Origin of the sequence: Streptomyces sp. NPDC092296, from assembly GCF_044755465.1 — a bacterium.
Classification (GTDB): domain Bacteria; phylum Actinomycetota; class Actinomycetes; order Streptomycetales; family Streptomycetaceae; genus Peterkaempfera.
Map to the genome: position 1 here is coordinate 402,567 of NZ_JBIVRB010000004.1, position 26,985 is coordinate 429,551.

20 protein-coding genes are annotated in these 26,985 nt (G+C 74.9%); 14 read left to right on the plus strand and 6 right to left on the minus strand.

Annotation, left to right across the window (positions count from 1 at the left end):
- Window positions 1-208 precede the first annotated feature (208 nt).
- The 3 genes from ACIQGZ_RS14880 to ACIQGZ_RS14890 all read right to left on the minus strand — a co-directional run bounded on the left by ACIQGZ_RS14880 (window position 209) and on the right by ACIQGZ_RS14890 (window position 3,223).
- On the minus strand, window positions 209-1,567 hold the full coding sequence (locus tag ACIQGZ_RS14880) for a coenzyme F420-0:L-glutamate ligase (RefSeq protein WP_402601923.1): 1,359 nt from the start codon (window positions 1,565-1,567) through the stop codon (window positions 209-211).
- Window positions 1,564-2,529: a 2-phospho-L-lactate transferase gene (cofD, locus tag ACIQGZ_RS14885; RefSeq protein WP_402601924.1), complete on the minus strand. Its 966-nt coding sequence runs from the start codon at window positions 2,527-2,529 to the stop codon at window positions 1,564-1,566. Before cofD ends, ACIQGZ_RS14880 begins: the two co-directional genes overlap by 4 nt.
- Before the next feature lie 106 nt (window positions 2,530-2,635).
- Entirely contained in the window at window positions 2,636-3,223 is a 588-nt protein-coding gene (locus tag ACIQGZ_RS14890; RefSeq protein ID WP_402601926.1) for a cysteine dioxygenase, read from the minus strand.
- 736 nt (window positions 3,224-3,959) lie between these two features.
- Between ACIQGZ_RS14890 and ACIQGZ_RS14895 the strand changes: the two genes are divergently transcribed.
- The 3 genes from ACIQGZ_RS14895 (at window position 3,960) to ACIQGZ_RS14905 (ending at window position 9,932) form a co-directional block, all read left to right on the plus strand.
- Entirely contained in the window at window positions 3,960-4,223 is a 264-nt protein-coding gene (locus tag ACIQGZ_RS14895) for a WhiB family transcriptional regulator (protein ID WP_111494589.1), read from the plus strand.
- A 258-nt stretch (window positions 4,224-4,481) separates the two neighbouring features.
- Window positions 4,482-8,345 carry a glycosyltransferase gene (locus ACIQGZ_RS14900; protein ID WP_402601929.1) on the plus strand — a complete coding sequence of 1,288 codons (3,864 nt, stop codon included), beginning with the start codon at window positions 4,482-4,484 and terminating at the stop codon, window positions 8,343-8,345.
- 6 nt (window positions 8,346-8,351) lie between these two features.
- Window positions 8,352-9,932 (plus strand): DUF5719 family protein, encoded by a 1,581-nt coding sequence (locus tag ACIQGZ_RS14905; RefSeq protein WP_402601931.1) that lies wholly within the window; start codon window positions 8,352-8,354, stop codon window positions 9,930-9,932.
- Between the two features lie 5 nt (window positions 9,933-9,937).
- On the opposite strand, the gene ACIQGZ_RS14910 is transcribed toward ACIQGZ_RS14905, so the two are convergent.
- Entirely contained in the window at window positions 9,938-10,555 is a 618-nt protein-coding gene (locus tag ACIQGZ_RS14910) for a TetR/AcrR family transcriptional regulator (RefSeq protein WP_402601933.1), read from the minus strand.
- Between the two features lie 132 nt (window positions 10,556-10,687).
- Here ACIQGZ_RS14910 and ACIQGZ_RS14915 point away from each other — a divergent pair, with 132 nt between their 5' ends.
- Window positions 10,688-11,683 (plus strand): NADPH:quinone oxidoreductase family protein, encoded by a 996-nt coding sequence (locus tag ACIQGZ_RS14915; protein WP_402601934.1) that lies wholly within the window; start codon window positions 10,688-10,690, stop codon window positions 11,681-11,683.
- A 24-nt stretch (window positions 11,684-11,707) separates the two neighbouring features.
- Here ACIQGZ_RS14915 and ACIQGZ_RS14920 read toward each other — a convergent pair whose 3' ends face one another.
- Window positions 11,708-12,166 (minus strand): metallopeptidase family protein, encoded by a 459-nt coding sequence (locus tag ACIQGZ_RS14920; protein WP_402601936.1) that lies wholly within the window; start codon window positions 12,164-12,166, stop codon window positions 11,708-11,710.
- A gap of 142 nt (window positions 12,167-12,308) precedes the next feature.
- Here ACIQGZ_RS14920 and ACIQGZ_RS14925 point away from each other — a divergent pair, with 142 nt between their 5' ends.
- The 9 genes from ACIQGZ_RS14925 to ACIQGZ_RS14965 all read left to right on the plus strand — a co-directional run bounded on the left by ACIQGZ_RS14925 (window position 12,309) and on the right by ACIQGZ_RS14965 (window position 24,419).
- Entirely contained in the window at window positions 12,309-12,737 is a 429-nt protein-coding gene (locus ACIQGZ_RS14925; protein WP_402601938.1) for a DUF3499 domain-containing protein, read from the plus strand.
- Window positions 12,738-13,535: 798 nt separating this feature from the next.
- Window positions 13,536-16,010, plus strand: coding sequence for a SpoIIE family protein phosphatase (locus ACIQGZ_RS14930; protein ID WP_402601940.1), 2,475 nt, complete (start codon window positions 13,536-13,538; stop codon window positions 16,008-16,010).
- Window positions 16,011-16,244: 234 nt separating this feature from the next.
- Window positions 16,245-17,633 (plus strand): phosphomannomutase/phosphoglucomutase, encoded by a 1,389-nt coding sequence (locus ACIQGZ_RS14935; RefSeq protein ID WP_402601941.1) that lies wholly within the window; start codon window positions 16,245-16,247, stop codon window positions 17,631-17,633.
- A 71-nt stretch (window positions 17,634-17,704) separates the two neighbouring features.
- Window positions 17,705-17,887, plus strand: coding sequence for a Trm112 family protein (locus ACIQGZ_RS14940; protein WP_402601943.1), 183 nt, complete (start codon window positions 17,705-17,707; stop codon window positions 17,885-17,887).
- Between the two features lie 70 nt (window positions 17,888-17,957).
- Window positions 17,958-19,223 carry an SIS domain-containing protein gene (locus ACIQGZ_RS14945; protein ID WP_402601944.1) on the plus strand — a complete coding sequence of 422 codons (1,266 nt, stop codon included), beginning with the start codon at window positions 17,958-17,960 and terminating at the stop codon, window positions 19,221-19,223.
- Window positions 19,224-19,421: 198 nt separating this feature from the next.
- Window positions 19,422-20,627 carry a mannose-6-phosphate isomerase, class I gene (gene manA / locus ACIQGZ_RS14950; protein WP_402601946.1) on the plus strand — a complete coding sequence of 402 codons (1,206 nt, stop codon included), beginning with the start codon at window positions 19,422-19,424 and terminating at the stop codon, window positions 20,625-20,627.
- 243 nt (window positions 20,628-20,870) lie between these two features.
- Entirely contained in the window at window positions 20,871-21,851 is a 981-nt protein-coding gene (locus ACIQGZ_RS14955; RefSeq protein WP_402601948.1) for a cation diffusion facilitator family transporter, read from the plus strand.
- Between the two features lie 399 nt (window positions 21,852-22,250).
- A complete protein-coding gene (gene ahcY / locus ACIQGZ_RS14960) occupies window positions 22,251-23,699 on the plus strand; it encodes an adenosylhomocysteinase (RefSeq protein ID WP_402601950.1) in 1,449 nt (482 codons plus the stop codon).
- Window positions 23,700-23,789: 90 nt separating this feature from the next.
- Window positions 23,790-24,419, plus strand: coding sequence for a hypothetical protein (locus ACIQGZ_RS14965; RefSeq protein WP_402601952.1), 630 nt, complete (start codon window positions 23,790-23,792; stop codon window positions 24,417-24,419).
- A 7-nt stretch (window positions 24,420-24,426) separates the two neighbouring features.
- Here the strand turns inward: ACIQGZ_RS14965 and ACIQGZ_RS14970 are convergent, their stop codons facing one another.
- Entirely contained in the window at window positions 24,427-25,404 is a 978-nt protein-coding gene (locus ACIQGZ_RS14970; protein ID WP_402601953.1) for an RDD family protein, read from the minus strand.
- A gap of 206 nt (window positions 25,405-25,610) precedes the next feature.
- Here ACIQGZ_RS14970 and ACIQGZ_RS14975 point away from each other — a divergent pair, with 206 nt between their 5' ends.
- Window positions 25,611-26,615, plus strand: coding sequence for a stage II sporulation protein M (locus ACIQGZ_RS14975; RefSeq protein ID WP_402601955.1), 1,005 nt, complete (start codon window positions 25,611-25,613; stop codon window positions 26,613-26,615).
- Window positions 26,616-26,985: the final 370 nt, after the last annotated feature.

Below are 26,985 nucleotides of genomic sequence, written 5' to 3' on the forward strand. Positions count from 1 at the left end.
CTCCGACCCGCGCGACGACGGCCTGCCGCCGCGCTGACCGGGGCCCGCAGACCGCTCGGCCGCAGGTGACCGCTGGTACGGGCACCAACCGGTCGCCCCGACGTTCGGCCGAGCCCCGCAGTCGGCCCGCCGTTTCTCCCCCCACGGCGGGCCGGCTGCCCCTTGTCCGGGCTGCCCCTTGTCCGGGCCGCCCCCTGTCTGGCTGCCCTCAGCGCACCTGGACGAACGCGTCCACTGGCCGCTCCGGCCGCTGCGGCGGCACCGAAGCCGGGCGGCCGACCGCCACCGCACCCATGGCGTCCCAGCCGTCCGGCAGGTCCAGCGCCTGGCGGACGGTGTCCCGGCAGAACATGGTGGACGACACCCACGCCGACCCGTAGCCCTCCCCGGCCAGCGCCACCAGCAGGTTCTGCACGGCCGCGCCCATCGCGACCACGAACATCTCCCGCTCGGCCGCGCCGCGCCGCAGGTCCGGGTAGTCGTGCGCGCCCTCCGCCACCAGGCACGGCACCACCAGGTACGGCGCCCGGCGCAGCACGTCGCCGCGCCGGGTGCGGCGGTTGATCCGGCCCTCGTCCCAGCCGTCCAGCTCCCGCAGGTCGGTCTGCCAGGCGTCCAGCATCGCGTCCAGCAGCTTGCCGCGCGCCGCCTCGCTCTCCAGCAGCACGAACCGCCAGGGCGTGGTGTGGTGTGGCGCGGGCGCGGTCACCGCGGCGGCCACCGCCCGGCGTACGGCGCCCGCGTCCACCGGCTCGTCGGTGAAGTCCCGTACGGTGCGGCGCAGCGCCACCGCCTGCCGGACCGCCTCCGAGGTGCCGAGCCGGAACATGTCGTCCGCCGCCGTGCGGACCAGCGCCCGCGCGCCGGGGCCGTCCTCGGCGGTGGTGACGCCGGGCAGGCCGCGCAGCACGGCGACTGGTACGCCCGCCGTCTTGCCCTTGACCAGGTCCCCGGCGGCGGCCAGTTCGTCGGCGGTGGCGACGACGGTCACCGCCAGCGCGTTGCCGTGGCTGTCGGTGCGGCCCCGGTGGTCGTCCAGTACGGCGATCCCGGCGGCGCCGATGGCCACATCGGTCAGGCCGTTGCGCCAGGGGCGGCCGAAGGTGTCGGTGACCACCACCGCGACCTCGGCCCCGGTGCGGCGGCGGATGCCGTCCCGCAGCGCGCGGGCGGAGGCGTCGGGGTCCTCGGGCAGCAGCAGCACGGTGCCGGGGGCGGTGTTGGAGGCGTCCACCCCGGCCGCCGCCATGACCAGCCCCTGCCGGTTCTCCACGATCCGGGTGCGGCCGCGCCGGGCGACCACCCGTACCGTCTCGGCGTCGATGGCGGCCTCGCGGTCGGCGGCGGCCACCAGGCGCCCCTCCGCCTTGCTGACGATCTTCGAGGTGACCAGCAGCACATCGCCGTCCCGCAGGCCGGGCAGCCCGTCGGCGGTCGCGGCCTCGGCCACGGCGGCGGCCAGGTCGTCGCCCGGCCCGATCTCCGGGATGCCGGGCAGGCCCCAGACCGTGTACGAGCTCGTCGGGGCCGCAGGAGCGTCCGGAGTCGTCGGCGTGTTCGGGGTCACCGCCGCACCTCCGCCGCCAGCGCGAGCGCGGTGCGGGCCATGGCGGCGGTGGCCGCCGGGTCGGTCATCAGCAGCGGTACGGCCCGGCAGGTGATCCCGGCCGCCTCCACGGCGGCCACCGCGCCCGCGTCGGCGGTGTCCACCAGCCAGCCGTCCAGCAGCTCGGCGCCGTAGTGCCGGGCCACCGCGTCGGCGGTGGACTCCACGCCCACGGCGGCCAGCACCTTGTCGGCCATGCCGCGCACCGGGGCGCCGCCGACGATCGGGGAGAGCCCCACCACCGGCGCCGCCGCCCCGGCGACGGCCGCCCGGATGCCGGGGACGGACAGGATGGTGCCGATGCTGACCACCGGGTTGGACGGCGGGAAGAGGATCACATCGGCCTCGGCCAGCGCCTCCAGCACGCCGGGCGCGGGCTTGGCGTCCTCCGCGCCCACCGGCACGATGGCGTGCGCCGGGACCCCGGCGTGCAGCCGCACCCAGTACTCCTGGAAGTGCACCGCCCGGCGGCCCTCACCGCCCTCGCCGTCGATCAGGATGTGGGTCTCCACCCGGTCGTCCGACATCGGGATCAGCCGCACCCCCGGCTGCCAGCGGGCGCAGAGCGCCTCGGTGACCGCGCTCAGCGGATAGCCGGCGCCGAGCATCTGGGTGCGGACGACATGGGTGGCGACGTCGCGGTCGCCCAGCCCGAACCAGTCGGGCCCGACCCCGTACGCCTTCATCTCCTCCTTGACCGACCAGGTCTCCGCCGCCCGACCCCAGCCCTGCTCCTCGTTGATGCCCCCGCCGAGGGTGTACATCACCGTGTCGAGGTCCGGGCAGACCTTCAGCCCGAAGAGGTGGATGTCGTCGCCGGTGTTGCCGATGACGGTGATCTCGTCGCCGGGGGCGACGGCTGCCTTGAGGCCGCGCAGGAAGCGCGCGCCGCCGATCCCTCCGGCCAGTACCACGATGCGCATGCGGCCATCCTCGCAGGCGCGGGTGCCGGACTCGGCCGGACGGGGTCGGTCAGGCGGGTCTCGGTCAGTCGGTCTCGGTCAGGTCGGTGCCGGTCCGGTCGGTCGGTCAGACGGTTTCGGGCGCGCCCTGCCGGACCACGGTCGCGGGGTACGGGTTCATCTCCACCAGCCCGGGGGAGTAGACGTGCACGCTGACGGCCGGCTCCAGCGAGGCGTTGACCACCTCGTGCACATGCCGCCCCGCCCCCGGGCCGGGCCGGTGCGCGCCGGGGAGCACCCGGGTGCGGCCGGGCCGCAGGGTGCGGACGCGCCGGCCGTCGCCGCCCATCGAGCGCTCGGCCAGCTCGCCCCGCACCACCGTCAGCACGCCCGCCGAGGCGCCGTGGTCGTGCAGCCCGGTGCCCTGGCCGGGCAGCCAGCTCAGCAGCCACACCTCATAGCCGGGCCCGGTCTCCAGCCGGGCGTACCAGCGGGTGAGGGCGTCGTAGCGGACCAGCGGCTCCCAGCGGGCGCGGTCGGCGGCGATCCGGCGGGCCAGCGCGGCGAAGCCGGCCACGGTGGCGGGGTGCCGGGGGGCGTTGTCCACGGCCAGGTGCGGGAAGGCGAGCGGGTCGCCGGCGATGCTGAGGTCGCTCAGGCCGTCGGTCCAGGGGCCGCGTGCGGTGGCGGCGGGGGAGGTGGCGTTGCGGTGCACGGTTGTGGTCCTCGCGGAGGCGGTCGCAGGGGTCCGTCGCAGCGGCCCGGCCGCGGGGTGGTGCTCGCGCGGGGTCCGGGCGCGCCGGTACGGGGGCCGGGCTTGCGGGGCTGACTCGGCGTGCGCCGGGAGAACGTCGGACGGGTCCGGCCTACCGGCTCAGGACCGCCCGGCTCCTGCGGCGCGATGCGCTACTGACAGCAGGAGCGGGGACAACACAGCGCGCTGGCGGCACGACGGAGCTCGACATGGAGGCTCCGGTAGGCGATACGCACTGACATGCTGCCAAGGAGACCCCGGTCCGGGGATCGATGTCAACTCGTCATCCGCACGGTCAGCCCACGTCACTCGATCGACGGATCTGCCGGGCAGCGTGTTTGCGTGCCGAGGGGGCCGGGAAGCAGCGCCTCACCAGTGCCGACCGTCCGCTGTCCGGCTGTGATCCGCGTCGCCCCTCGCCGTTGTCCGGCAACCACAGGGGGCCGGTGTTCGTCCAGTGTGGTGAGTGGCACCGGGTCGGAGGCGGGCTGCACCCCCCGAACGAAGATTCCGGTTTGCCCTAATATGCACACTATTCGTGATCCCTTGGTTCCGGGGAGTGAATCCGCAGCCCAATACCAGAGCTCGGCTTGACTGAGCCAGAGTGACGCACTTGTAATTTCACTCGTGTCGTTCAGCCGCACTGGATAACGGCAGCATCACGGGGAAGCTGAAGAGGGGCTAGGAGGCGCGCCACATGAGCGAGCTCTTTGAGCTGATGATCGGTGAGGACACCGAGGAGGAGCTCGGCTGGCAGGAGCGTGCCCTGTGCGCCCAGACCGATCCGGAGTCCTTCTTCCCGGAGAAGGGCGGCTCGACCAGGGAGGCCAAGAAGGTCTGCCTCGCCTGCGAGGTGCGCTCCGAATGCCTGGAGTACGCACTCGCCAACGACGAGCGGTTCGGAATCTGGGGCGGCCTCTCCGAGCGGGAGCGCCGACGCCTGAAGAAGAGCGCAGTCTGACGGACCGGCAGCACCGGCACGACCCACAGCAGCGCCCCGCCCCCGCGGCGGGGCGCCGCCATGTCCCGGCTCGGGCGCCCGCAACCGTCCAGCACCCGCACCGCGGACCGCGACCGCGCCCGGAGCCGTTAGTGTGGTGCGCCATCCGGAGAAGCGTCGTCCGGACCGCGCACCGCCGCCCCGGGCAGACCGTCCCCCGTCGCCCGGCGAGCACCGCGCGCAACCTGCCGTCCATGCGAACCGGGGCCCGCTCACGCGATGACTGCCTACAGCCACACCCGCCCGCCGGCCTACCCGCGGCACCTGGTCACCGCGGTCGTCGTCGCGCACGACGGCGCCCGCTGGCTCCCGCAGACCCTTGAAGGACTCCTCGGCCAGGACCGCCCGGTCCAGCGCGTCGTCGCCGCCGACACCGGCTCCGCCGACGCCTCCCCCCGGCTGCTCGCCGACGCCCTCGGCGACAACGTCCTGCACCTCGCCCGCCGCACCGGCTTCGGCACCGCCGTCGGTGAGGCCGTCCGCAGCACCCCGCCGCTGCGCCCCGACCAGCTCCCGTACAGCCTCGCCCCGGCCGGCCGCGCCCCGCAGCAGCCCGGCGACCCCTACGGCGACCCGCTCGGCGGCCCCGCCGACCCCGGCGGCGAGCAGTCCGGCCGCTCCGGCGAACCCGTGGAGTGGCTCTGGCTGCTGCACGACGACTGCGAACCGCGCCCCGACGCGCTCCGCCGGCTGCTCCAGGTGGCCGACTCCATGCCGTCCGCCGCCGTGATCGGCCCCAAGCTGCGCAGCTGGTACGACCAGCGGCAGCTGCTCGAAGTCGGCGTCAGCATCGCCCACTCCGGCCGCCGCTGGACCGGCCTGGACCGCCGCGAGCAGGACCAGGGCCAGCACGACCAGGTCCGCCCGGTGCTCGCCGTCTCCACGGCGGGCATGCTGATCCGCCGGGACGTCTTCGAGCAGCTCGGCGGCTTCGACAAGGCACTGCCGCTGATGCGCGACGACATCGACCTGTGCTGGCGGGTCAACGCCGCAGGCCACCGCGTCGTCGTCGCCCCGGACGCCGTACTGCGGCACGCCGAGGCCGCCAGCCGTGAGCGCCGCCCCATCGACTGCTCCGCCGCCCATCCGCACCGGGTCGACAAGTCCGGCGCGGTCTTCACCCTGCTCGCCAACTCGCGCGGCCTGCTGCTCCCGTACCTGGTACTGCGGACGCTGCTCTCCACCGTGCTGCGCACCGTCGGCTACCTCGTCGGCAAGGCCCCCGGCCAGGCACTCGACGAACTGGCCGGCCTCGGCCATGTGCTGCTGCGGCTGCCGGTGGTGCTCGCCGCCCGGGGCCGCCGCGCCAAGAGCCGGAGCGCCGGAGCCCTCGACCACCGCAGCCTCTTCCCCGCCCCGGGTTCCACCCTCCGGCTCGCCGTCGAACAGGCCGTCAGCGCGCTCGGCGCGGGCCGCAGCGACGAGTCGGGCGCGGGCAGGCACGGCAGCGCCGAGACCGGCCCCACCGACGACGACGCCGACTTCCTGGAGATCGAGCAGTTCGCCCGGCTCAAGCGGATCGCCCGCCGCCCGGCCCCGGTGCTCTTCGCCGCGCTGCTGCTCCTGGCGCTGATCGCCGGGCGTGACCTGCTCGGCAGCGGCAGCCTGCTCGGCGGCGCCCTGCTGCCCGCCGACGGCGCCCGTGGCCTCTGGCACGCGTACGCCGACGCCTGGCACCCGGTCGGCGCCGGCTCCGGCACCACCGCGCCGCCCTACCTGGGCGCGCTGGCCGTGCTCTCCTGGCTCTTCCTGGGCAACGCCGACCTCGCCGTCACCGTGCTGCTGGTCCTCTCGGTGCCGCTGGCCGGCGTCTCCGCGTACCTGGTCTCCCGGCCGCTGATCGAGTCCCGGGTGGTCCGCGCCTGGGCCAGCGCCACCTACGCCTTCCTGCCCGCCGCCACCGGCGCCCTGGCCCAGGGCCGGATCGGCACCGCCGCGCTGGCCGTGCTGCTGCCGCCGCTGGCTCGGGCCGGCGCCGTGGCGGCCGGGCTCGGCATCCGCCGCGAGACGGCGGCTCGGGGCGGGCGGCCCGGCTGGCGCAGCGTCTGGACGGCCGCGCTGCTGCTCACCCTGGTCACCGCCTTCGTCCCCGTCATCTGGGCGCTGGCGCTGCTGCTCTGCGCGGCCGCGCTGCTCGCGGCGGTGCTGCGCGGCGGCGCGTACGGCAGCGGCGTCGAGGCGCTGCGGCGGCTCGGGCTGCGCTGCCTCGCCGTGGTCGGCACGCCGGTGCTGGTGCTGGCGCCCTGGTCGCTGAAGGTGATCGGCTCGCCCTCCCGGCTGCTGCTGGAGGCCGGGCTGCCGCAGGCGGCGGGCCGGCCGGCCACCGCGCTGGGCCTGGTCGTGGTCAACCCCGGCGGCGCGGGCACCCCGCCCACCCTGCTCTCGGCGGGCGTGGTGCTGGCGGCGCTGGCCGCGCTGCTGCGCGCCGACCGCCGCCGCGCGGTGCTGGCCGCCTGGGCGGCGGCCGGTGCCGGGCTGGTCTTCACGGTGGTGGTCGCCGGGACGTCGGTGACCTCGTACGACGGCTCGCTGCCGGTCGCCGCCTGGTCCGGGCCGGCGACCCTGCTCACCGGGATCGCGCTGCTCGCCGCCGCCTGCATCGGCGCCGACGGGGCGCAGACCCGGGTGGCCGGCATCGACTTCGGCTGGCGGCAGCCGGTGGCCGCCGTGGTGGTGCTGGCCGCCGTGCTGGCGCCGGTCGGTACGGCCCTGTGGTGGGCGGCGCGCGGCGCGGGTGAGCCGCTGCGGCGTACCAGCCCGGTGCAGGTCCCGGCGTTCGTCGCGGCCGAGTCCGGCACCGTGGACCGGACCCGCACCCTGGTGCTGCACGGCGACGCGTCGGGCGCCGCGGTCACCTGGGCGCTGGTGCGCGGCTCCGGGCTGCGGCTCGGTGACGCCGAGACCGGTACCCCGCTGCCGGGCCTCAACTCCCTGGTGGGCAATCTGCTGGCCGGCTCCGGCGGCGACCAGTCGGGCCGCCTGGCGCAGTACGCGGTGCGGTATGTGCAGGTCCGGGCGCCGCTGATCGCCAAGGTGCAGGACGTCCTGGACACCACGCCCGGCCTCACCCGGGTCAGCCGGGAGGGCAACACCGCGCTGTGGCGGGTGGACGGTGCCACCGTCGCCCGTGCCGTGATCACCGACCCGGACGGCAAGGCCACCGCCGTGCCGTCCGGCGCGATCGACATCCGGACCGCCGTCCCGGCCGGTCCCGACGGCCGGGTGCTGCGGCTCGCGGAGCGCGCCGACGACGGCTGGCAGGCCGCCGTCAACGGCAATGCGCTCACCCCGGTCACCCTGGACGGCTGGGCGCAGGGCTTCCAGCTGCCCGCCTCCGGCGGCACGCTGACCGTCAGCCACCGGGGCGGCGTGGTGCACACCGGCTGGATCGTCGCGCAGCTGCTGCTCGGGCTCACCGTGGTGGTGCTGGCGCTGCCGTCCCGCCGCTCCACCAACGACGACGACCTGCCGGAGGAGGAGGCCGCCGCGCTGGCCGCCGCCGCCGAGCCGCCGGCGCCGGGCAGCCGCCGGGCCCGCCGGCTGGCCGCCGCCGAGGGTGCGGGCGACGGCGCCGAGGGTGCTCCGGAGGCCATGGAGCCGCCGGCCGCGCCCGGCTACCCGGCGTATGTGCCGCAGCAGCCCGCCGAGGAGCCGTACCCGGCGGACTACGACCAGCAGCAGGTCTACGCGGGCGGCGTCGACCCCTACCCCGGCCAGGAGCAGCAGGGGTACGGCCAGCAGGGCTATGAGCAGCAGCAGGGCTACGGGCAGCCGGGGTACGGCCAACAGGAGTACGGCCAACAGGAGTACGGGCAGCAGGAGTACGGGCAGCCGGGCTACGGCAACCCGGAGCCCGGCCCGTACGGCTACGGCCGGCAGGCACCGCCGCCGCCCCAGCAGCCGCCCGGCTACGGCGACCACGACCAGGGCTACGGCTACGACCCGTACCAGCAGGGCCCGGCGGCCCCCGGGCAGGGCCCCGGCGGATACGGCTCGCTGGACCCGGACGACCCCTGGCTACAGCAGGGCGGCACCGATCCGTACGGGTCGCGGGGCGCCGGCCGTGACGGAAGCGGGAGCTGACGAGCGATGAGGACCTTGACCGCCAACCGCACCACCACCTCGCTGCTCGCTGCCGCCGTGGTGCTGGCCGCCGCCCTCGGCATCGCCGAGGTGCGCCCGCCCGCCGCCCCGGCCGCCGACGGCCCGCAGGGCACCACCCGGGCCCAGGTGGAGCGCACCTCGGCGGTGTGCCCGCAGCCGATGCAGGGGATGTCCGGCAGCACCACGTACACCGCGTTCACCCCGGCGGGTGGCACCTCCGGCGCCGCCTCGGGCGGTAAGGCCGTGCTCACCGAGGTCACCGGCGGGGCCGACGGCGGGTCCGGCGACAAGAAAGACACCAAGGACAAGAAGGACACCAAGAAGGACACCAAGAAGGACGCCAAGAAGGCCCCCAAGGCCGCCGCCGGGCCGCGCGCCACCATCGACAAGCCGGGGGCGCCGGTCACCGCCAAGGCGGCGAGCGGCGAGGACGCGCCCGCCGTGACGGCCGTCGCGGACGGCGCGCTGGCCCCCGGGTTCACCGTGCAGCAGACCACCACGGTCAGCGACAGCCGGGGCCGGGGCATCTCCGGGCTGACCTGCACGGCGGCCGGTACCAACTTCTGGTTCGCGGGCGCGAGCACCGGCAAGGACCGCGCCGACTACCTCGACCTCACCAACGCCGAGCGCCAGTCGGCCGTGGTGGGCGTGACGCTGTACGGGCCGGACGGCGAGATCGACACCGGCGAGGCGGGCGACATCACCGTGCCGCCGGGCGGTTCGGTGTCCCTGCTGCTCTCCACCCTCGCCACCAAGCCGGTGGCCGACCTGGTCGTCCAGGTGGCCGCGCACAGCGGCCGGGTGGGCGCCGCCCTGCACGCCTCCGACGGCAGCCGGGGCAGCGACTGGCTGCCCGCCGCCGCGGCCCCGGCCGGCACCGTGGTGATCCCGGGCCTGCCCGGTGACCTCACGGCGGCCCGGCTGGTGGTGGCCGCGCCCGGCGACGACGACGCCGACCTCAAGGTGCAGCTGTCCGGGCCGAACGGCTGGTTCGTCCCGGCGGGCAATGAGACGGTGCACGTCAAGAGCGGCATGCTGACCGCCGTCGACCTGGGCGCGCTCACCCGGGGGCAGGCGTCCGCGCTGCGGCTCTCCCCGAGCGACCCCAAGCACAACACCCCGGTGGTGGCCGGGCTGCGGGTCGACCGGGGCAAGGGCGCCGCCACCGACGCCGCCTGGCTGGCCGGCAGCGGCCCGGTGGGCGAGCGGGCCGACTCGGCGGAGAACCGGGCGGACGGCTCCACGCTGGTGCTGACCTCGACCGACCGGGCGGCCAGGGTACGGATCACCTCGACCGGCTCCGCCGGCTCGACCCCGGCCACCAAGGAGCTGGACATCCCGGCGGGCGCCACCGTGTCGCTCGCCGCCCCCAAGCCGACCGGCGGCAAGGGCGTCTTCGCCGTCACCGTGGAGACCGTCTCCGGCGGGCCGGTGGCTGCGGCGCGCATCCTGGCCACCACCGTGGACAAGGTGCCGATGTTCACCGTGCAGCCGCTGCGGGACGACCGCAGCACCGTGCTGGTCCCGCACACCGTGGAGGACCCGGCGATCCTCACTGCGGGCTGACCGGGTCAGGCGTCCGCGCGGGCGCCCAGCATCCGCAGCACCAGATCGGCGTAGCGGCGGCCGAGCTCCTCCGGGGGCTCGGCCGTCCGCTCGTGGTACCAGCGGGCGACGTCGATGCCGAGCGAGAGCACCGCGCGGGCGGCCGTCCGTACGTCGGGTATGTCGAAGACGCCCGCCGCGACCCCCTCCCCGATCAGGCCGCGCACGGCCTCCTCGATCCGGTGCCGCAGCTCGGCGACGGCGGCGTACTCGTCCGGGGGGAGCGCCTGGAGCTCGTACTGGACGATCCGGGCGACGGTGTGGGCGCGGGCGTGCCAGGCCGTGAACTCCGCCACCAGGGTGCGCATCCGGTCCGCCGGGCCGCCGTCGCCCGCCGCTGCCTCCTCGACCAGGGCGAGGGTGCTCCGGTGGCCGGTGCGGCTGATCTCGGAGAGCAGCGCGGCCTTGGAGGGGTAGTGGACGTACAGCGCCGCCGGGCTCATCCCGGCGGCGGTGGCGATGTCGCGGGTGGTGGTGGCGTGGTAGCCCCGGTCCGCGAAGGACTCCACGGCGGCCAGCAGCAGCCTGCGGGCGGCCTCGGGGCGCACCTCGGGCCACAGGTCGGCGGGGGTCGTGGCGGTCATGGCGGAAATCCTCGCAGACGGGCGGCGGCTCCGGGCCGGGACGAGCGGGTCCGGGGTTCCCATCCTGCGGGCCCGCTCCTATTCTGAGCAAGCGCTTAGTAAGCCGGTGGGTACGGGCGGCGGGAGGACACCGTGCAGGCATGGCAGGTGGCGGAGCTCGGCGAGCCGCGCGAGGTGATGCGGCTGGTGGACGGCGCCGAGCGGCCCGAGCCCGGCCCCGGACAGCTGCTGGTCCGGGTGCGGGCGGCGGCGGTGAACTTCCCCGACGCGCTGCTGTGCCGGGGGCAGTACCAGGTCCGGCCGCCGCTGCCGTTCACCCCGGGCATCGAGCTCTGCGGCGAGGTGGCCGAGCTGGGGGAGGGCGCGGCGGAGCGTGGGATCGCGGCGGGCGACCGGGTGATCGGCACGCCGCTGCTGCCGTACGGCGGGTACGCCGACCACGCGCTGCTGGAGGCCGCGGGGGCCTTCCCGGCGCCCGCCGCGCTGGACGACGCCGAGGCGGCGGCGCTGCACATCGGCCATCAGACGGCCTGGTTCGGCCTGCACCGCCGGGCCGGGCTGCGGGCCGGCGAGACGCTGCTGGTGCATGCGGCGGCGGGCGGCGTCGGCAGCGCCGCCGTACAGCTGGGCAAGGCGGCCGGGGCCACCGTGATCGGCGTGGTCGGCGGGCCGGAGAAGGCCGCGGCGGCCCGGCGGCTGGGCGCGGACCTGGTGGTCGACCGGCGGGCCGAGGACTTCGTGGCGGCGGTCAAGGAGGCCACCGGCGGGCACGGCGCCGATGTGGTCTTCGACCCGGTCGGCGGCGAGGCGTACCAGGGCTCCACCAGGTGCGTCGCCTTCGAGGGGCGGATCGTGGTGGTCGGCTTCGCGGCCGGTGCCGTCCAGGCGCCCGCGCTGAGCCACGCGCTGGTCAAGAACTACTCGATCCTGGGGCTGCACTGGGGCCTGTACAACACCAGGAACCCGCAGGCGGTCCGCGACGCCCACCGGGAGCTGTCCGAACTGGCGGCCGAGGGAGTGGTCCGGCCGCTGGTCAGCGAGCGGCTTCCGCTGGAGCGCGCGGCCGACGCCGTGCAGCGGGTCGCGGACGGCGCCACCACCGGCCGGATCGCGATCCTGCCGGACTGACCACCGCCGCCCGGCCGAGCGGTGTCACTCCTCGCCGTAGCGGGGGTCCACCGTGTCGGGGGAGAGGCCGAGCAGATCGGCGACCTGCTCCACGATCACGTCATGGACCAGGGCGGCGCGCTCGTCGCGGCCCTTGGCCCGGATCTCCACCGGGCGGCGGAAGACCACGATCCGGGTCGGCCGGTCCTTGGCGGCCGGGACCAGCCGGCCGAGCGGCACGGTGTCCCCGAGGCCGTCGGCGGGCTCCTGCGGCCCGGCGGGCGGCCAGGGCACCTCCTGCACCGCGAACTCCACCTCGCTCAGCTGCGGCCAGTGCCGCTCCAGCCGGTCCACCGAGTCGCGTACGAAGTCGTCGAAGACCTCGGAGCGGCTCAGCGAGATCGGCACCTGCGGGGGTGCCAGCGGCCCGCGCAGGCCACGGCCGTGGCGGTCGCGGCGCCGGGGACGCGGGCCGGGGAAGCCTTGCTGCGGAGACCTGTCCATATCAGGAGAGAGGGTAGTCGCCACCACCCGCCCAGTGGGGCATCCCGGGCGAGCCGACCCCGCCGGAGGGCCGCCGGGGCGCGCTCGGGCCCCCTTCCGGGGGTGTGCGCCGGGGGCGTCCGGCACGACACGTGGCGCCCAGGTGGGGGAGAGTCGTCGCGGCCCGGTCAGGAGTGCGGTACCGTCCATCGTCGTGAGCCCTGTACGTCGCTGTTCGCGGACCGCGTGCGGTCGTCCCGCCGTCGCGACGCTGACGTACGTCTACGCGGACTCCACCGCCGTCCTCGGACCGCTCGCCACCTACGCCGAACCGCACTGCTACGACCTGTGCGCCGAGCACTCCGAGCGCCTCACCGCCCCGCGCGGCTGGGACGTCGTACGGCTGGCGGTGGACACCGGCCCGGCCCGCCCCAGCAGCGACGACCTGGAGGCGCTGGCCAACGCGGTCCGCGAGGCGGCCCGGCCGCACACCCGCCCCGAGCGCGGCCGCGAGCGCCCCGCCGACCCGAGCGACCCCCTCGAAGTCGCCCGCCGCGGCCACCTGCGCGTCCTCCGCTCCCCCGACAACTGACCCACCCGGCCCCCCGGCCCCGGCCGCCGAGGGGCCGTGCCGATCGACAGTGGGTCGTCCACCGCCGTCACCGATGCGCCCCGACCTCCCGGCTGCCTGCTCTGCGGGGCCCCTGTGCCGGGTTCGGTCGGGGCCGCCGGCCTCCTCGCCACAGTGCCCTCCCCTTCCTGTCGCCTGGCCTCCGGATGCGCGCCCGGCTCCCCTGCGTTCCGTCGGCCGGCACCGGTCTCACCGCCCCGGCCTGTCTGCCGCCAAGCCTCGCCGCCCACCCGGCCCCTGCGCTGTTCCGCCCGGTCCGCAGCCGCCCCCACCCGCTGCGGCTGTCTGGTCTGCGGGGCCCCTGTGCCGGTCCGGTCGGGGCCGCCGGCCTCCTCGTCATAACTCCCTCCCTTTCCTGCCGCCTGGCCTCGGGACGTGTGCCTGGTCTCCTGCGTTCCGTCGGCTGGCACCGGTCTCACCGCCCCGGCCTGTCTGCCGCCAAGCCTCGCCGCCCACCCGGCCCCTGCGCTGTTCCGCCTGGTCCGCAGCCGCCCCCACCCGCTGCGGCTGTCTGGTCTGCGGGGCCCCTGTGCCGGTCCGGTCGGGGCAGCTGGCTTTCCCGCGACAGTGCCCTCCCCTTCCTGCCGCCTGGCCTCCGGACGCGCGCCCGGCCCCCCTGCGCTCCGTTGGCCGACACCGGTCCCCACCGGCCGCCGGGCCGTTCGGGCGCGCTCGTGGGGTCCGGATGCGCGACGCCGGGTAGGGGCAGTGCACCGGCGCTAGGATGAGCCGCATATCCCCTCAGATGGGACATTCTCGATGCCCACCTCCCAGGATGAGCGGCGCGGCCAGTCGCCCGATCCGTTCGACGGTGCCCGGTCGGCCGCTGCGGTGATCGGCGCGGACGGCACCGTCACCGACTGGAGCCCGCAGGCCGAACTGCTCCTGGGCCTCCGCGCGCCCGACGTGCTCGGCCGACCGGCCGCCGACCTGCTGGCCGCCGGGGAGACCATCGGTCCGGCGCGGGTGGCGGAGGTGCTCCGCGAGTGCGCCGAGTACGGCCACTGGGAGGGGCTGGCCCGGTTCCAACGAGCCGACGGCGACAGCGTCCCGCTGGAACTGCGCATCCTGCCGCTGCACCGGGCGGAGGGTGACGACGGCTGGCTGGCCCTCGGCCTCGCCGCGCAGACGCACTGGCAGGGCATGACCCGCCCCATGCTGGAGCACTTCTTCACCCGCACCCCGATCGGCATTGCGGTGCTCGGCCCCGACCTGCGCTACCTCTGGGTGAACGAGGCACTGGTCCAGCTCACCGCGACCTCCCGGGAGCGGCTGCTCGGGCGGCGGCCGACCGAGATCTGGCCGGGAGCCGACGCCGAGCGGATCCAGGCCGGGCTCCAGGAGGTACTGGCCACCGGGAAGGTGGTGATCGACGAGCCGTACCAGGGCTCCGTGCGGTCCGCCCCCGGCGGCGTCCGCTCCTGGACGGTGTCCGCCTTCCGGCTCGACGACCCGGACGGCGAACCGCTGGGCATCTGCTACGTGATCATGGACGTCACCGACCGCCGCCGGGCCCAGGCCAGAATGGCCCTGCTCAACGACGCCGCCGCCCGTGTCGGCAGCACCCTGGACGTCGGCCGGACCCTCCAGGCGCTGGCCGACATCGCGGTGCCCCGGCTGGCCGACGCCGTGCTGATCGACGTACTGCCCTCGGTCTTCAAGGGCGACGAGCCGCCCCCCGGCCCGCTCCCCGGAGACACACCGCTGCGCCGCGCTGCCGCCTGCTCGGTGCACGAGGGCTGCCCCGAGTCCACCGCCGCGATCGATGACCCGGTCGCCTTCTCGCTCAACTCGCCCGCCGCCCAATGCCTGGCCGACGGCCGGGGCCGCCTCCAGACGGACGTGGCCAACGCCGACTGGCTCGCGGACGACCCGGCCCGCGCGGCCAAGATCCACCAGTACGGAGCCTCCTCCGCCATGTGGGTGGCGCTGAAGGCCCGTGGCGTGATCATGGGTGTCGTCGCCTTCATCCGGCAGGAGGCAACCCGGGCGGTCTTCGACGAGGAGGACCTGCAACTCGCCGAGGAGTTCGTCGGCCGGGCCGCCCTCGGCGTCGACAACGCCCGCCGGTTCACCCGCGAGCACAACGCCGCGCTGGCCCTGCAACGCAGTCTGCTGCCGCACCGGCTGATCGGCCGCGCCGCCGTGCAGGTGGCCTCCCGCTACCTCCCCGCCGACGGACAGGCCGGCGTGGGCGGCGACTGGTTCGACGTGATCCCGCTCTCCGGGGCACGGGTCGCCCTGGTGGTCGGTGACGTGGTCGGCCACGGGATCGACGCGGCGGCGGCCATGGGCCGGCTGCGCACCGCCGTGCAGACCCTCGCGGACATGGAACTGCCCCCGGACGAGCTGCTGGCGCACTTGGACGACCTGGTCATCCGGCTCGCCGAGGAGGAGGCGGCCGACGCCGTCCTCGGCGCCAGCTGCCTGTACGCGGTCTACGACCCGGTGACCAGGGTGTGCACCATGGCCAGAGCGGCCCATCCGCCGCCCGCCGTGGTGAGCCCGGACGGCTCGGTCGTCTTCGCCGAACTGCCGGCCGGACCGCCGCTGGGCCTCGGCTCGCTGCCGTTCGAATCCGCCGAGATCGAATTGCCCGAGGGCAGCCTGCTGGCCCTCTACACCGACGGCCTGGTCAGGAACCGCGACCGCGACATCGACGCAGGCATGGACCGGCTGCGCGCGGCGCTGGCCGGGCCGGGCCGACCGCCGGAGGAGGTCTGCGCCCGGGTGGTCGACTCGCTGCTGGACGGCCGGCCGTCGGACGACATGGCCCTGCTGCTGGCCCGTACCCGGGGCCTGGGACCGGACGAGGTGGCCTCCTGGGACCTGCCCGTCGACCCCGCGATCGTCGCCACCGCCCGGAAGCTGTCGGCCCGTCAGCTGGAGACCTGGAGCCTGGAGGACCTGCTGTTCACCACCGAGCTGGTGGTCAGCGAGCTGGTCACCAACGCGATCCGGCACGCCGTCGGGCCGATCCGGCTGCGGCTGATCCGGCAGTCGGTGCTGACCTGCGAGGTCTCCGATGCCAGCAGCACCTCGCCCCGGCTGCGGCACGCCCGCACCACCGACGAGGGCGGCCGGGGCCTGCTGCTGATCGCCCAACTCACCCGGCGATGGGGCACCCGGTACACCCCCGAGGGCAAGATCATCTGGGCGGAGCAGCCGATCCCCGGCGAGCAGCCGCCCGCCGATCGCGGCGTCCCCGGCGAGGCGGCCGTCACCGACGGCTGACCCCGACCGCCACCCGCTGACCCAGGCCAGAGGCCCCGCTCGGCGGCGGAGGGGCACCGTCCGCAACGGGTAGTCTCTGCACCACGCGGGCAGCCGCCCGCGCTCCCGCCCGCCCGTCGGACGCCGAGGCACCGTCACCCGCCGGTGCGTGCGGCCCTCCGGAGCGGGGGGTCCCTGAGCCAGGATGCAAGTCGACCGTCGCGGCCCAGCCGCGAAGACCAGGGTGGAGCCGGAGTGCGCGACCTCAAGCAGATCGTGAAGGCGTACGACATCCGCGGCGTGGTCCCCGACCAGTGGGGCGAGGACGTCGCCCACGCCTTCGGCGCGGCCTTCGCCGAGGTCACCGAGGCGACCGCGCTCGTCGTCGGCCACGACATGCGCCCCTCCTCCCCCGGGCTGGCTCGGGCCTTCGCCGAGGGCGCGGCCGGGCGCGGCGCCGACGTGGTCGAGATCGGCCTCTGCTCCACCGACCAGCTGTACTTCGCCAGCGGCAAGCTCGACCTGCCCGGCGCCATGTTCACCGCCAGCCACAACCCGGCGCAGTACAACGGCATCAAGCTCTGCCGGGCCGGTGCGGCGCCGGTCGGCCAGGACACCGGCCTGGACCAGGTCCGCGAACTGGTCGAGAGCTGGACCACCGCCGACGGCACCGTCACCGTCCCCGCCCACCCGGGCGGCGAGCGCGGCACCCTCACACAGCAGGACCTGCTCCAGGGGTACGCCGACCACCTGCTCGGCCTGGTCGACCTCGGCGGCATCCGCCGGCTCAAGATCGCCGTCGACGCGGGCAACGGCATGGGCGGCCACACCGTGCCCACCGTCTTCGCCGGGCTGCCGGTCGACCTGGTGCCGATGTACTTCGAGCTGGACGGCACCTTCCCCAACCACGAGGCCAATCCGCTCGACCCGGCGAACCTGGTCGACCTCCAGGCCCGGGTGAAGGAGACCGGCGCCGACCTCGGCCTGGCCTTCGACGGCGACGCCGACCGGTGCTTCGTGGTCGACGAGCGCGGCGAGCCCGTCTCGCCGTCCGCCATCACCGCACTGGTCGCCGTCCGCGAACTCGCCCGCGCCCAGGCGGCCGGCGAGCAGCACCCCACCGTCATCCACAACCTGATCACCTCCTGGACCGTCCCCGAGGTGGTCCGCGAGCACGGCGGCGTCCCGGTGCGGACCCGCGTCGGCCACTCCTTCATCAAGCAGGAGATGGCCCGCACCGACGCGGTCTTCGGCGGCGAGCACTCCGCCCACTACTACTTCCGCGACTTCTGGCGGGCCGACACCGGCATGCTCGCCGCGCTGCATGTGCTGGCCGCCCTCGGCGGGCAGCGGCGGACCCTCTCCGAGCTGGTCGCGGCGTACGACCAGTACGCCGCCTCCGGCGAGATCAACAGCACCGTCCAGGACCAGGCGGGCCGCACCGCCGCCGTCCGCGCCGCCTACGCCGACCTGCCCGGGGTGACCACCGACGAACTGGACGGCCTCACCGTCGCCGGACCCGACTGGTGGTTCAACCTGCGCCCCTCCAACACCGAGCCGCTGCTGCGCCTCAATGTCGAGGCCCGCTCCGCGACCACCATGGAGAAGCTCCGCGACGAGGTCCTCGCCCTGGTCCGGGGCTGACCGGCACCCCGGCCGGTACGCTGAAGAGATCGCACACCCCCCGTACGCACGCACCTCCGGAGCCGCGCCGCATGAAGCTGGAACCCTTCCTGCTGGAGATCCTCGTCTGTCCGCAGTGCCGGGCGCCGCTGAGCGAGTCGGACCACGACGGCCGGCCCGAGCTGGCCTGCACGGCGGCCGACTGCGGGCTGGCGTACCCGGTGCGCGACGGCATCCCGGTACTGCTGGTCGACGAGGCCCGCCGCCCCGCCTGACCGGCTGCCGCCACCGCGCTCCGCAGCGGAGGGCAGACGGACCCTCCGCCATCCCCGGAAGGACCGGCGCATGCTGGACGACGCCCTGCTCGACGACCCGGCGGCGCTGGAGCGCGCCGACACCGACGGCGCACTGCTGGCCCTGGCCGGGGCGGGCGCCCGGGTGCGCCACGCCCTGCGCGCCGCCGACGAGGCGGGCCTCGGCCGGCTGCGGCCCGACGGGCGCCCCCGCACCGTGCTGGTCGCCGGACATGGCAGCGCCCTGACGGCCGGGGAGTTCCTGGCCGTGCTCGGCGGCGCCGCCTGCCCGGTGCTGCTGCTGGGCCCGGTGGCCGCGCCCGACGAGAACGGCACGGCGCTGCCCGGCGTCCCCGGCTTCCTCCTCGACCTGGGCTGGCAGCTGCCCGGCTGGCTCGGCTCCCTCGACCTGCTGGTCGTCGCCTCCGCCGACGGTACGGAACCGGGGCTGTGCGCACTGGTGGAGCAGGCGTACGTCCGTGGCTGCTCCGCCGCCGTGATCGCCCCGCCGGGCAGCCCGCTGGCCGACATCGGCCTGCGGACCCGCGCCCTCCCGCTGCCGTATGTCACCGCACCGCAGCACACCGGCGGCGACGAGGAGACAGCGGGCGCCGCACCCGAACGCGATCTGCCGCCCGAGGACCCGGGAGCGCTCTGGGCCTTCCTGGCCCCGATGCTCGCCCTCGCCGGGCGGATCGGCGTCGCCACCGCCGACGACCGCACCCTGCACGCCGCCGCCGACCGGCTGGACGAGGTCGCCGTCCGCTGCCGCCCGGCCGCCGCCGCGTACCTCAACCCCGGCAAGAGCCTGGCCGGCCGACTGGCCGGGGCGCTGCCGCTGCTCTGGGGCGACGGCCCGCTGACCGCCGCCACCGCCCGCCGCTTCGCCGCGCTGCTGGCCGACCGGGCCGGGCAGCCGGCCCTCACCGGCATGCTGCCGCAGACCCTCGCCGCGCACCGGGGCCTGTTCGCCGCCCGGTTGGGCGGTGGGGCCGACGCCGACGACTTCTTCCGTGACCGGGTGGAGGAACCCGACCCGCTGCGGCTCCAGGTACTGCTGCTGCGCCGGGTCACCGACGCCGTCCCGGTGGACCCGGAGGGCGAACCCGCCCCCGACCGCCCCGCCCCCGCCCAGGACCCGGCCGCCCTGCACCGGGCCGTCGCCCGCGCCCAGCACCTGGCCGAGGACCATGGGGTGGCGCTGGGCGAGGTGGTCAGCGCCCACGCCGATCCGCTGGAGGCGCTGGCCGAACTCGTCGGCCTCACCGACTTCGCCGCCGTCTACCTGGGCCTGGTCACCGGCCGGGCCGACGGCTGACCGACCCGCTGCGGGGGGTCGGCTAGGGTCGTCCCCGGGCGCCGCCGCGCGGGGGACCGGGCCGCCCCCGCCACCGGCCCCCAGACCGGAAGCCCGCGAGACCAGAGCCCCCAGAAGCAGCGCCCCCAAGACCAGAGCCCCCAGAAGCAGAGCCCTCCGACGCACCGCTCCCCGACGCAGGAAGAAGCAGCAGCGCGCATGGACCGCCTCGTGAACACCGTCCGCCCGTACGCCTGGGGCTCCACCACCGCCATCCCGGAGCTGCTGGGCCAGGAACCCACGGGCGAGCCGCAGGCCGAACTGTGGATGGGCGCCCACCCCGGCGCACCGTCGCGGGTCGACCGCGGCGACGGTGAGTGCTCGCTGGCCGAGGTGATCGCCGCCGACCCGAAGGCCGAGCTGGGCACCGCCACCCTGGAGCGCTTCGGCCCGACGCTGCCGTTCCTGCTCAAGGTGCTGGCGGCGGGTCACGCCCTGTCGGTGCAGGTGCACCCCACCCTGGAGCAGGCTCAGGCGGGCTTCGCGGACGAGGAGGCGCGCGGCGTACCGCTGGACGCCCCGCACCGCAACTACAAGGACGCCAACCACAAGCCCGAGATGATCTGCGCGCTCAGCGACTTCGACGGGCTGTGCGGCTTCCGCGCCCCGGCGGCCAGCGCCGACCTGCTGGACTCGCTCGGCATACCGGCACTGGAGCGCTGGACCGCCACGCTGCGCACCGCCCCCGAGGCCGAGGCCCTGCGCACGGTGCTCGCGGAGGTCCTCGGCACCGACCGCGACCGGGGTACGGCCATGGCGGCCGAGGTGGCCGAGGCGCTGGAGAAGGCCGCACTGGGCGACGGCCCGTACGCCGCCGACTGCGCCGCATACGCCGCCGCCGCCCGCGACTTCCCCGGCGACCCCGGGATCATCGCGGCGCTGCTGCTCAACCGGGTCCGGCTGCGACCCGGCCAGGCCATGTACCTGGGCGCCGGCGTCCCGCACGCCTACCTCAGCGGCCTGGGCGTCGAACTGATGGCCAACTCCGACAATGTGCTGCGCTGCGGCCTCACCCCCAAGCACGTCGACGTCCCCGAACTGCTGCGCGTGGTCGACTTCCGTGCCACCGAGCCCGCCGTGCTGAGCCCGTCGCCGGTGCCCGGGACGCCCGGCGAGGAGCTGTACCCGGCTCCGGTCACGGAATTCCGGCTCTCCCGCTGCACGGTGCGGGACGGCAGCCTGACGCTGGACGGCCGGACCCCGCAGATCCTGCTCTGCGCAGCGGGCGAGGCGGTGCTGACCGACGCTGCGGGCAGCACCCTCACCCTGGCCCCCGGCCGCTCCGCCTACCTGCCGGCCGACGGCACCGACGTCCGCGTCGGCGGCATCGGCGCGGTCGTCTTCCGCGCCACCGTCGCCCTCTGACCACCCGGGCGCACGGCCCCCGGGTGCCCCTCCTGGCCCAAGGGCAGCCCCGCCGTCAGCCACGCCCCGGGCGCCCGCGCAGCCGAGCGCCTTCCCCCCGTCCGCCGGGCGGGCCCTGATGCGAGAATGGCGCGCCACGGCGGGGACGACCCCGGTCGGTGCCGCGCCAGGCAGCGGCACCGCCCCACCGCCGGACGAGACCAGCAGGCCCCGCAGGGCCCGGCGGAAGGACCCGACCGCACCATGAGTGCAGCAGGCGGTACCAAGGCGATCGTGGCTGCCCTGAGCGCCAACCTGGCAATCGCGGCCAGCAAGTTCGTGGCGTTCGTCGTCACCGGCTCCTCCTCGATGCTCGCGGAGGCCGTGCACTCCGTCGCGGACTCCGGCAACCAGTGCCTGCTGCTGCTCGGCGGCAAGCGGGCCAGGCGGGCGGCCACCGAGGAGCACCCCTTCGGCTACGGCCGGGAGCGCTACGTCTTCGGCTTCCTGGTCTCGATCGTGCTGTTCTCGGTGGGCGGCATGTTCGCCGTCTACGAGGGCTACGAGAAGATCAGGCACCCCCACCCGCTGGACAGCTGGTACTGGGCCGTGGGCGTGCTGGTCTTCGCCGTTGTGGCCGAAGGGTTCTCGTTCCGGACGGCTGTCAAGGAGTCCAACCTCACCCGGGGCTCCCTCGGCTGGCACCAGTTCATCCGGCGGGCCAAGGCCCCCGAGCTGCCGGTGGTGCTGCTGGAGGACTTCGGCGCGCTGATCGGCCTGGTGCTGGCGCTGCTCGGCGTCGGACTGGCGATCATCACCGGCGACGGTGTCTGGGACGGCGCCGGCACCCTGTGCATCGGCATCCTGCTGATCGTCATCGCCCTGGTGCTGGCCGTGGAGACCAAGAGCCTGCTGCTGGGCGAGTCCGCCACCAGGGAGACCGTGGCCGAGATCCGTACGGCGCTCGTCGACCACGACACCGTGGTCGACGTCATCCACATGCGCACCCTGCACCTCGGCCCGGAGGAACTGCTGGTCGCGGCCAAGATCGCCGTCCGGCACGACGACACGGCCGCCGATGTGGCCCAGGCGATCGACGCCGCCGAGGAGCGCATCCGCCGGGCAGTGCCCATCGCCCGGGTGATCTACCTGGAGCCCGACGTCTACAGCGCCGAGAAGGCCGCCGCCGGCCCCGACCCCGAGGCCACCCCCGGTGGCCCGGACCCTGCTCCGCACACGCACTGACCGCAACGGCCGGGGGCCGGCGCCCTCGGCGAAGTGGCCAAAATCCCGGGAAGCCCGGTCCTGCGGCCGGGCCTTCGGTGTAGATTCGTGCCCAGAGCCAGACGTCGCTGCTGATGGCGGTCGATCGGACGGCGCGCGGTCCGCCGCACGCACCGGTCGAGGGAGAGAGGGCCTCCGACGGGCTGTGCTGGAGCGAGGGGACCGGTCCGCCGGACCCTGGGGACCACGGGTGCGCAACCCGTGAGGATCGGCGTGTCCGTCCGCCGGGCACCACCGCCTCCGTGATGCCGCGCACCCGCGCGCCTCGGCCCATCGCCGCAGCACACCGGACCAGCCCTTCGCACCGGGACCGACCCGGCGCGCCCGCACCGCCCCACAATCAGCGCGAGGAGCAGACGCATGGCTTCCCAGACCACCGGCGACTTCAAGGTCGCCGACCTCTCCCTGGCCGCCTTCGGCCGCAAGGAGATCCAGCTCGCCGAGCACGAGATGCCCGGCCTGATGGCGATCCGCAAGGAGTTCGCCGCCACGCAGCCGCTGGCGGGCGCCCGCATCATGGGCTCGCTGCACATGACCGTGCAGACGGCGGTCCTGATCGAGACGCTGACGGCGCTCGGTGCCCAGGTCCGCTGGTGCTCCTGCAACATCTTCTCCACCCAGGACCACGCCGCCGCCGCCATCGCGGTCGGCCCGCACGGCACGCCCGAGGCCCCGGCCGGCGTCCCGGTCTTCGCCTGGAAGGGCGAGACGCTGGAGGAGTACTGGTGGTGCACCGAGCAGGCGCTCAGCTGGCCCGGTGAGGTCGGCCCCAACATGATCCTGGACGACGGCGGCGACGCCACGCTGCTGGTCCACAAGGGCGTGGAGTACGAGAAGGCCGGCGCCGCCCCGGACCCGTCCACGGCCGACAACGACGAGTTCCGGATCATCCTGCAGCTGCTGAACCGGACGCTCGCGGAGTCCCCCCGCAAGTGGACCGAGGCCGCCGCCGCGATCAAGGGCGTCACCGAGGAGACCACCACCGGCGTGCACCGGCTGTACGAGATGCACCGCGACGGCACCCTGCTCTTCCCGGCGATCAACGTCAACGACTCGGTGACCAAGTCGAAGTTCGACAACAAGTACGGTTGCCGCCACTCGCTGATCGACGGCATCAACCGGGCCACCGACGTGCTCATCGGCGGCAAGGTCGCCGTCGTCTGCGGCTACGGCGACGTCGGCAAGGGCTGCGCCGAGTCGCTGCGCGGCCAGGGCGCGCGGGTGATCATCACCGAGATCGACCCCATCTGTGCGCTCCAGGCGGCGATGGACGGCTACCAGGTCACCACCCTTGAGGACGTGGTGGAGATCGCCGACATCTTCGTCACCACCACCGGCAACAAGGACATCATCCTGGCCTCCCACATGGCGCGGATGAAGCACCAGGCGATCGTCGGCAACATCGGCCACTTCGACAACGAGATCGACATGGCCGGCCTGGCGCGCACCCCCGGCATCGTCAAGGAGGAGGTCAAGCCGCAGGTCCACACCTGGACCTACCCCGGCGGCAAGGTGCTGATCGTGCTGTCCGAGGGGCGGCTGCTCAACCTGGGCAACGCGACGGGCCACCCGTCGTTCGTGATGTCCAACTCCTTCGCCAACCAGACGATCGCGCAGATCGAGCTGTTCACCAAGACCGAGGAGTACCCGGTCGGCGTCTACACCCTCCCCAAGCACCTGGACGAGAAGGTCGCCCGCCTCCACCTGGACGCGCTCGGCGTCAAGCTCACCACGCTGACCGACGACCAGGCCGCCTACCTCGGCGTGCCGGTGGAGGGCCCGTACAAGGCGGACCACTACCGCTACTGACACCCGCACCCACGCCCAAGCACCACCCGCCGGGCCCCGGACCTGCTGCCAGGTCCGGGGCCCGGCCCGCTCCCGCCGTAGCATGCGGCTATGCCCAGCGGCCGCTACTCCCTGCACGATCCCCACGACGACACCCCCCTCGGAGAAGAACGCTTCAGCTGCGCCCCCGGCCCCGCCGGCTGGCGCTACACCTCGCAGACATCGACCGCCGACGGCACCCCGGACGGCGCCGTCGACCTCACCCTCGACTCCCTCGGCCGACCCCTGCGCCTCCAACTGCGCGCCGGGGACTGGCAGATCCGCGGGGGCACCCTCGACGGTCTGGCCTGGGTCCGCACCCATGCCTCCGACCCCGACGGCAGCCATGCCACGGAAGGGCATGACCGCGCCCACGCCTTCACCGGCCGCTCGCCCGCATTCCTGGTCGCCACCGCCCGGCTGCTCCGGCTGGAACCCGGAGGCAAGGCACGGCTGCGCCTGGTCGCCCTCACCGAACCCGTACTCGCACCACGCACTCTCGACCAGGGCTGGTCACTGGACGGAATCGAATCACACGCCACTGACAACGGCCCGCTGCTTGTGGAGCGCTACAGCGTCGCGGACCTGGAAACCGGCGAGCAGTACGTCGTCCACCTGGCCGGAGACGTGGTCCTGGCCGCCCCCGGAGTGGAGCTGGAGGAACTCGACGCCCCGCCCAACCAGCAGCGCCCAAGCGGCTGACGACCGCTCAGGACGGCGGCGCGAAGCCGCTCCCGCTGCCCCGGTCGTCCTCGACGGGGGCAGCGGCAGGGGCAGCGTCGGGGGCCGCCGCAGGCGGCGGGCCGACCGGCCCGGGGGCGGTGAAGGGCGGGGGCGGAGCGGCCACCGGCTTGGTCGGCATAGGCATAGGCATGGGCATGGGCATGGGCATGGGCATCGCCGCCGGGTACGCCGGCTGCTGGTAACCCGCGGCTCGCACCCACTCCCGCCGCTGCCGCTCGGCCAGCATCGCCCCGAGGAACGCCGCCGGGTGCAGCCCCTGCGGCGCGGCCCCGCCGGTACGCGCCAGCACGTCCGACGCCAGCTGCTGCGCCATGCTCCAGGCGATCTGCGGGTCCAGCTGGTGCATCCGGCCCAGGTACTGCCGGACCGCCAGCCACAGCCCGTCCGGCACCGCCGAGAGGTCGAGCGCGGCCAGCTGCCCGCCCACCGCCTGGAGCAGACCGGGCGGCAGCGGCGGCAGCGGCGCCTTGCCACCCCGGGCGCCCGGCACCCGCTCGCGGACCACCAGGGTGCCCGCGAAGACATCGCCCAGCCGCCGCCCCCGGGCCGAGACCAGTGAGCTGACGGTCGCGGGGACGCCGACCAGCAGGATGATCTCGAAGAACCCGACCAGCCCGCGGACCAGCGCATGGCGGAACCTGACCGGCCCGCCGTCGGTCCTGACCACCCGCAGCCCCAGCGCCAGCTTGCCCACCGAACGCCCCCGGGACAGCGACTCCACCGCCACGGGTACGCCGACGAAGACACCCACGGTGAGGCTGAGCACCGCCGCCGCAGCCGCCGCGTCGTCCAGGTCCGGGGCGGCGAACGCCAGCCCCAGCGTCAACACGAAGATGACCACGAGCAGCACGGCCAGGTCGAGCGCGTAGGCGATCATCCGGCTGGGAAGCTTCGCAGGCTGCACCCCCAGGACGACGGCCTCGCCGGTCACCAGGTCGCTCACAGCACCCACCCGCTTCTCGCGCACCGCCCTGCGGTCGGCGCAGTTCCTCGCGCGGACCGGTACGCCGGCGGCCACCCGGCCCCGGCAGCAGCCCGCCCGCGATCTGCTGCGGTCAACATACGGCCGCCGCCGGGACGCCCGGAAGCCGGTCACCGCCTCTGGCAAGCTGGTGCCCCCGTCCGCCCGCCGTCACTGGAGCCCCGCGCATGGACCTGGACGTCTTCGTCACCACCCACCGCGCGGAGTGGGCCCGGCTGGAGCTGCTGTGCCGGCGCCGCCGCCTCACCGGCGAGCAGGCCGACGAACTCGTCGAGCTCTACCAGCGGGTCACCGCCCACCTCTCCCAGGTGCAGTCGAGCGCCCCCGACCCCGCCCTCGTCGGTCGGCTGACCTCGCTGGTCGCCCGCGCCCGCAGCGCCGTGACCGGCGCCAGGTCCCCGGGCTGGCAGGACGCCGGACGCTACTTCGCGACCACCTTCCCGGCCGCCCTCTACCGCACCAGGAGGTGGTGGATACCCACCGCGCTGGTGTCACTGGCCCTGATCGCCGTCGTCGCCGTCTGGGTCGGCACCCACCCGGACGTACGCGCCACCATCGCGGCACCGGACGAGATCCGGCAGATGACCCGCCCCGGTGGCGAGTACGAGACCTACTACTCCAGCCACCCGGCCGGTTCGTTCGCCGCCCAGGTGTGGACCAACAACGCCTGGGCAGCCGCCCTCTGCCTCATCGGCGGCGTGGCCCTGGGCCTCCCCGTCCTCTACGCACTGGCCGGCAACATCGTCAACATCGGCATCGGCGTCGGACTGATGGCCTCGGCCGGCCGACTCGACCTCTTCCTCGGCCTGCTGCTGCCACACGGGATGCTGGAGCTGACCGCCGTCTTCGTCGCCGCCGGCATGGGCCTGCGCCTCGGCTGGACGGTCATCGACCCCGGCCCGCGCACCCGGGCCACCGCCCTGGCCGAGGAGGGCCGCGCCACCATGGGCATGGTCATCGGCCTGGCGGCGGTCCTGCTGGTCTCGGGCGTCCTGGAAGCCTTCGTCACCCCCTCCGGCCTGCCCACCTGGGCCCGCATCGGAATCGGCGGCCTGGCGGAGGCACTCTTCCTGGCCTACGTCTTCCTGCCGGGCCGCCGGGCGCACCTGGCGGGTGACATCGGGGACGTGGAGGCGGCCGACCGTACCGATGAGCTGCCGGTCGCCGCCTGAGGCGATGTGCAGGCGACCCCGCTGACCTGGTAGTCTCATGATCACGCCACCGAGCCATTGACAGCGGTCCGGTGTGCGAGTAGGTTTGAACGGTTGCCTCCGACTGGACACGGTTGAGAGCAGGCGTTAATGTCTACGACATCGCCGGTCCGGTTGGCACATCGCTGACTCGCAGAGAATCCCAAAATTCGATGCGGTCACGTGCGCCCCGGGGCAGCGAATCCGAAAAACGGAGTTCCAAGGTTCTGATAGGCTCTGGAGCGAAGTTCGGAAAAGAACCCCGCCAGCGGGGGTCGGAAACGCGGTAAGCGGGTCTGATAAGCTGGTGAAACCGAAGGGAAGCGCCCGGAGGAGCCTGTGAGAGGGTTCC

What these genes read in the sequence shown, in the direction of transcription:
- cofD (WP_402601924.1), bottom strand. Translation starts at nt 2,529, where the DNA reads ATGCGCATCGTGGTACTGGCCGGAGGGATCGGCGGCGCGCGCTTCCTG.
- ACIQGZ_RS14895 (WP_111494589.1), top strand. Translation starts at nt 3,960, where the DNA reads ATGAGCGAGCTCTTTGAGCTGATGATCGGTGAGGACACCGAGGAGGAG.
- ACIQGZ_RS14900 (WP_402601929.1), top strand. Translation starts at nt 4,482, where the DNA reads ATGACTGCCTACAGCCACACCCGCCCGCCGGCCTACCCGCGGCACCTG.
- ACIQGZ_RS14905 (WP_402601931.1), top strand. Translation starts at nt 8,352, where the DNA reads ATGAGGACCTTGACCGCCAACCGCACCACCACCTCGCTGCTCGCTGCC.
- ACIQGZ_RS14910 (WP_402601933.1), bottom strand. Translation starts at nt 10,555, where the DNA reads ATGACCGCCACGACCCCCGCCGACCTGTGGCCCGAGGTGCGCCCCGAG.
- ACIQGZ_RS14920 (WP_402601936.1), bottom strand. Translation starts at nt 12,166, where the DNA reads ATGGACAGGTCTCCGCAGCAAGGCTTCCCCGGCCCGCGTCCCCGGCGC.
- ACIQGZ_RS14930 (WP_402601940.1), top strand. Translation starts at nt 13,536, where the DNA reads ATGCCCACCTCCCAGGATGAGCGGCGCGGCCAGTCGCCCGATCCGTTC.
- ACIQGZ_RS14940 (WP_402601943.1), top strand. Translation starts at nt 17,705, where the DNA reads ATGAAGCTGGAACCCTTCCTGCTGGAGATCCTCGTCTGTCCGCAGTGC.
- ACIQGZ_RS14945 (WP_402601944.1), top strand. Translation starts at nt 17,958, where the DNA reads ATGCTGGACGACGCCCTGCTCGACGACCCGGCGGCGCTGGAGCGCGCC.
- manA (WP_402601946.1), top strand. Translation starts at nt 19,422, where the DNA reads ATGGACCGCCTCGTGAACACCGTCCGCCCGTACGCCTGGGGCTCCACC.
- ACIQGZ_RS14955 (WP_402601948.1), top strand. Translation starts at nt 20,871, where the DNA reads ATGAGTGCAGCAGGCGGTACCAAGGCGATCGTGGCTGCCCTGAGCGCC.
- ahcY (WP_402601950.1), top strand. Translation starts at nt 22,251, where the DNA reads ATGGCTTCCCAGACCACCGGCGACTTCAAGGTCGCCGACCTCTCCCTG.
- ACIQGZ_RS14965 (WP_402601952.1), top strand. Translation starts at nt 23,790, where the DNA reads ATGCCCAGCGGCCGCTACTCCCTGCACGATCCCCACGACGACACCCCC.
- ACIQGZ_RS14975 (WP_402601955.1), top strand. Translation starts at nt 25,611, where the DNA reads ATGGACCTGGACGTCTTCGTCACCACCCACCGCGCGGAGTGGGCCCGG.